The sequence below is a fragment of the Cupriavidus phytohabitans genome (genome assembly GCF_000426345.1).
In the GTDB taxonomy this organism is placed as follows: domain Bacteria; phylum Pseudomonadota; class Gammaproteobacteria; order Burkholderiales; family Burkholderiaceae; genus Cupriavidus.
This window is the reverse complement of record NZ_AUFE01000166.1, coordinates 1-4,717: the sequence shown is the minus strand read 5'-3', so window position 1 is coordinate 4,717 and position 4,717 is coordinate 1. Positions and strand designations below refer to the sequence as shown.

The 4,717-nt window shown below is 59.8% G+C and carries 5 protein-coding genes; 1 reads left to right on the top strand and 4 read right to left on the bottom strand.

Annotation, left to right across the window (positions count from 1 at the left end):
* From K309_RS0134060 to sctC, 4 genes are all read right to left on the bottom strand, one after another.
* Positions 1-298: helix-turn-helix domain-containing protein (locus K309_RS0134060; protein ID WP_035878862.1), on the bottom strand; the 298-nt coding region annotated here is incomplete at its 3' end.
* 132 nt (positions 299-430) lie between these two features.
* Positions 431-2,035: an IS66 family transposase gene (locus K309_RS0134055; protein ID WP_035878861.1), complete on the bottom strand. Its 1,605-nt coding sequence runs from the start codon at positions 2,033-2,035 to the stop codon at positions 431-433.
* 12 nt (positions 2,036-2,047) lie between these two features.
* Positions 2,048-2,227 carry a hypothetical protein gene (locus K309_RS0134050; protein ID WP_029050369.1) on the bottom strand — a complete coding sequence of 60 codons (180 nt, stop codon included), beginning with the start codon at positions 2,225-2,227 and terminating at the stop codon, positions 2,048-2,050.
* Positions 2,228-2,521: 294 nt separating this feature from the next.
* The gene (sctC, locus tag K309_RS0134045; protein WP_029050368.1) at positions 2,522-4,321 is read right to left on the bottom strand and encodes a type III secretion system outer membrane ring subunit SctC; all 1,800 of its coding nucleotides are present in this window, start codon (positions 4,319-4,321) and stop codon (positions 2,522-2,524) included.
* Positions 4,322-4,452: 131 nt separating this feature from the next.
* Here sctC and K309_RS0134040 point away from each other — a divergent pair.
* The coding region (locus tag K309_RS0134040) for a helix-turn-helix domain-containing protein (protein ID WP_035878860.1) at positions 4,453-4,717 on the top strand (265 nt) is incomplete at its 3' end.

Genomic DNA, 4,717 nt, shown 5'->3' with positions numbered 1-4,717 from the left:
TCTCCTGCGGCGACCACTTCAGCTCCAGGAAGTGCCGCACCACGCCCCACAGCACGCCATCGCTGTCGAGCTTCGCAGCAGGACGGCTGGCGTCACGGCGCCGGGTGCGCGACGCATGCGCCACTGTAGCTCGGTAAGAGTGCCCATGGCAGGTATTGCGGGCAAGCTCACGCGAAATGGTGGACGGCGAGCGCCCCAGCCGGAAGGCCATGTCCCTCACGCCGATTTGCTCCGCCTTCCAAATCTCGATGCGCATGCGCTCTTCGGGTTGCTGTTGCCGGTACTTCTTCTTCGTCATCCACCACACCTTACCAAATGGCAAGGTGTGGCACTTCAGATTTGAGGACGCCGAGTCATATCAACGCGAGACTCTGAGAGTCTACAAGTGCCGTAACTGCTCAATAACCCGGGGCGAACGGCGGCACCCTGTTCAAGCAGAGCGCAGGAGGCGTTGTTCAAGCAGGTGCGGGAGTGGTGGGATGTGATCGCTGCACGAGATGCGGTCGGTCAGGTAATCCCAGAACGAGACGCCCAGTTTGCGACAGGTCTTCTTCAGGCTGGAGAACGTATCGCGACATTGCCGACCGAGCTCGCTGCGGCTGCCGCCACTGATTTTCTGCTTTTTCACGTGATCGCGAATATCGCGCTCACTGCCATTTGTGTGCAGTGGGACCTCAGGGCGCTCCAGTACCAGGAGCAACTCGGACTTGTTCAGGTGAATGCGCCTGAGTAAACGGTTGAGTGTGGCGTAGCGGGTCTTCTGGGTAAAGACGGCATCAAAGCGCGCTTGCAGTTCGCGCTTGCGCTTGAGGGTGGGACGTCGCTTGTAATCCTTGAGGTCCGCGTACAGGGACCAGATGTCGCTGCGCACGCGTGCAATATCCTCGCGGTGTAGATCGTTCAACGGGAGCAGCTTGTGAACCAGGCGCTCCGCATGTACCCAACATAAGCCGTGAATCAGGACATTGAACTGTCCTGCATCGTCGCTGATGATGGCGAGATCCTGCGCCACGCCACGCCGCTTCAGACTGCCCAGCAACGCGCCCTCGGTGGCGATGTTGCGGTAGCGGGCAACGTCCATGCCCAGGCCGTTGAGGTGGAGTTGCCATGCACCCTGATCGGCAAATCCTCTGCGGGCGTGCTCACGCAGCGCATTCAGGAACACCTGCGAGAGCCCTTGCTTCTTCATGTAAGCGAGGGCGTCTTCGTTAATCTGGTAGCCGTGTCCAGCGCCGAGCAATTCGAGGAAATTGATGCGGCTCTTCGAACACGTGCTTTTGAAGCAGGCGAAGTGCTCGTTACCAATATGGGTGACGTAGCCATTGTTGCCTTGATGACGCGTGCCCGTGTCATCGACCGTCACATATGCTGAGAGCGCCAGCCCGGTCGATAACAGCCCGTCTTTTTCCGCGTGAAACCGCTCCTTGCCCTCTTGCAGCAGCGCGTTCAACTGCCCCGACGAGATCTCGATGCCCCATTCGCGCAATTGCTCACACAACAGCGGCTGGGTAACGTGGCAATGGTGGTGCTGGTAGAGCAGATAGCTGACCAGCGTCGCGCCAAAGTGGCTGCCTGCGACGGCCCAGGGAAGTTGCCCGGTCAAGGTCCGACCGTCTGGTGTTTGCCAACGTGCAAGCCGATAGCGTGTGTTGCGTGAGCCGATCACCAAGTCCTGCACCACATAATCCCGGTAGCCCTTGAATCGGGAGCCCGGCGGGATCAGCCCGGCCGGCTCGATGATCTCTTCGCAATCGATCTTCAGTTGGGCGGTCTTGCTCCTGCCGGGCGAACCGCGTCGTCTACCTGGCTTGGCCTGCTGCTGGACTTTGCCGGCCTCCTCATGCATGCGGCTCGGCTTGAACTTCGGGCGCTTCTTCTCGCCCTTGAGCACAGCGACTTCATCCTTCAGATGCAACTCCTGCTCATGTTGGCGAAGGATGATTTCCATGAGGCCTTCACCCCAGGCGAGCAGCTTCACGACCGCGGGCGTGCGCTCGGTTTCGGGAATATACGGCGCAGCGAGTTTCTTCCTCACGGCTGCGTGAGGCTATGCGCGCTTGCCGGCTTTACGCAGCCGGGCGATTTCCTTTTCCAGTCCTTGAAGCTGCTCCTGCTGGTGATTGACCATATCGGTCAACCGCTCGAGCACCGCCAGCAATTCAAGCTCCCGCGGCGTCAACTCGTTTCGGTCGATATCCGGTGGGATGAATTTTTGAGGGATGCTCATGGCCCGGCAACGCAGAGAGTGGCGATGCAACGAAAGTTAACATCGCCGCCTACGGTTTACAACCGAAATCTATTGCCGCCCGCCAGACGGCGTCGCCTGCATCCTGGCCCGATGAACCCGGTCAGGGGCGACGCAGCGCCTGAGGGATTGCCCCGGGTTATTGAGCAGTTACCAAGTGCCGCTTCAAGTCGTTGAAAGTAAACGATTTTTCTAGGCGCTCTGGTCGCTTTGGTTGGTCAGAGATGTGTAAAACCGCATGCGTTAAACCAGCACCTCCGAACTGCACCACTACCGTTAGAACTCGATGATGCGAGGCGACAGCAGAAAGAGTCGCTCCATATGACTGCGCCGGTCTTCGCGATAGCGGAACAACGCGCCGATGAGCGGGATCTTCGAAAGGCCCGGCACGCCGGTCTCGCCATTCGTCGACGTATCGGCACGATAGCCGGCAATCAGCAGGCTCTCACCCTGGCCGACGAACGACTCGGTATTGATCGTGCTGGTCGTGATCACCGGAAGGTTGTCGACCTGCTGCGACGTAATAGTGCCGTCCTCGATATGAACCCTCAGCTTGATATCCGTGCTGCCGTTCTTTTCCACGACGAGTGGCAGCACGCGCAGCGACACGCCGGCCGACACGCTGTACAGATCTGCCGATGTATAGCCCGCCACGCGCACGAAGAAACGCGTCTTGTGGTCCATCACGGCTTCGACATTGTTAAGCGTGGCGACTTTTGGGCTCGCGTCGATCTTGGCAAGATCTTTCTCCTGCAGTGCATTCACGTGCGCGAGTAGATACCGTCCCGCGTTACCGAGCACGGCCGTGAGCGACGCACCGACTGGCGTCGCGTTGCTCACAGTTGTGGCGTCCGAAAGGGCCTGCGTACCGATGTTGCCGTCGTCGATATTCTGCTGCATCGTCCTGTTGCCAGTCTGAAAATTGATGTGGCTGTTGTGTGCGCCCCAGATCACGCCGATCTGCTTGAGCGCTTTGTCGTCGATCTCAATGATATGCGCCTCAATCTCGATCAGACGCGGTCGCACGTCGAGTTTTTCGATCAGGCTTTCGTACTGCGTGAAGCGTTGCGGCACGTCACGGATCAACACGGAATTCGTGCGCGGATCGGCTTCGATTACGGGAAGCGTCTGGCTGGCGCTCACCGACGCATCGCCGCGGCTACCGCCCTCGTTGATATCAGAGGAGCTGATCGACTGCATGCCAGGGCCACCGCCGGCCGCCATGCCCTTCAGCAATCCGTCCAGGCCCGGCGCGACGCCGCTCGGCAACGGAGGATTCACACCGCTTTCGTGACCACCTTCAGCGTTACCAGTAACGTCGCGCATCGGTTGTAGGCGGCGCATCGTCGGTTCGCGTGCGGCGCGGTCCGCTGCCTGCTCGTCGCTGCCCGAGCCGCTGCGCCCGCGCTGGTCGCGCGGTTCGTACATGGCCGACAGTACTTTGGCAACGCCGGACACTGTTACCGTCTTGCCGTCTATCTCGACGTTGTGATCCACGGCCCACGCATGGCGCAGCGGGAACACGCGGATTATCGAGCCGGAGCGCTGTGCCGCATTGTCGTCGAGCCGTCGCGCGACTTCCGATACAAGCTCCACATACGCTTGCGGGCCGCTCACCAGCGCGGTGCCATGGCTCTCGTCGAAAGTGATCGGAAAGCGAGAATTCTCGATGCGCAGTTGCGTGAGTGCCGCGCGCAGATCGGCGAGGCTCGCATGATCGAGCTTGATCACACGCCGCGTGACGGTGTTCACGTCGCTGACCGACAGCACACCGGCGTTGTAAAACCACACGAAGCCAAAGCTTGACGCCAGCGTGTCGAGAAACTGCGGCGGTGGCATGTCGAAACGGCCGCTCACCGTGCCGTGCACGTCGCCGGCAATGGTGGCGGATACACCTTGCCCGGCGGTGAAATCGCGTAGCACGTCTTTCACGTCCTGCCCTTCGGCGGTGACGTGGACGACGGCGCTACGCCAGGGGATGGCCTCGGCTTTTGCCGTCGCCGCGAGCATGGCGGATGATGCTAAGGCGAGAGACGCTGCCAGCCGGCCAGCAAGCTGGAGTCGTTTGTTGTTCATGGGTTCCATGATGATAAAGGGATTGACCTCGCGTCATGCAACGTGGGCCGACAATATAAGTGTTCTGAGTAAACCAATTTCACGAATGAGAGTCAAATGCCAGTCATAAGAAGAACGAGCTGGCATCGCCGATGAAGTGCACCATCGAATTGAACGACGTGGAGAAAAGAACTTTGCAAGAGCTTGCGCTGGGGCATCCGTATGAAGATTTCCGAGCCAGAGGGCAAGGCATGGTGTTACTCGACGCAGGTCAACGCGTGCACGAGATCGCGACGCAGTTGGATGTGAGCAAGAAGACCGTGTACAACTGGATGAACGCCTGGCGCGAGAAAGGGCTGTGCGGCCTGCTCAACGGTCATAAGGGAGGCCGCCCCCGTTCGCTCTCCGAAGACATGG

Excerpts from the sequence above, each read along its gene's own strand:
- K309_RS0134050 (WP_029050369.1), bottom strand. The coding sequence starts at position 2,227 with ATGAGCATCCCTCAAAAATTCATCCCACCGGATATCGACCGAAACGAG.
- sctC (WP_029050368.1), bottom strand. The coding sequence starts at position 4,321 with ATGAACAACAAACGACTCCAGCTTGCTGGCCGGCTGGCAGCGTCTCTC.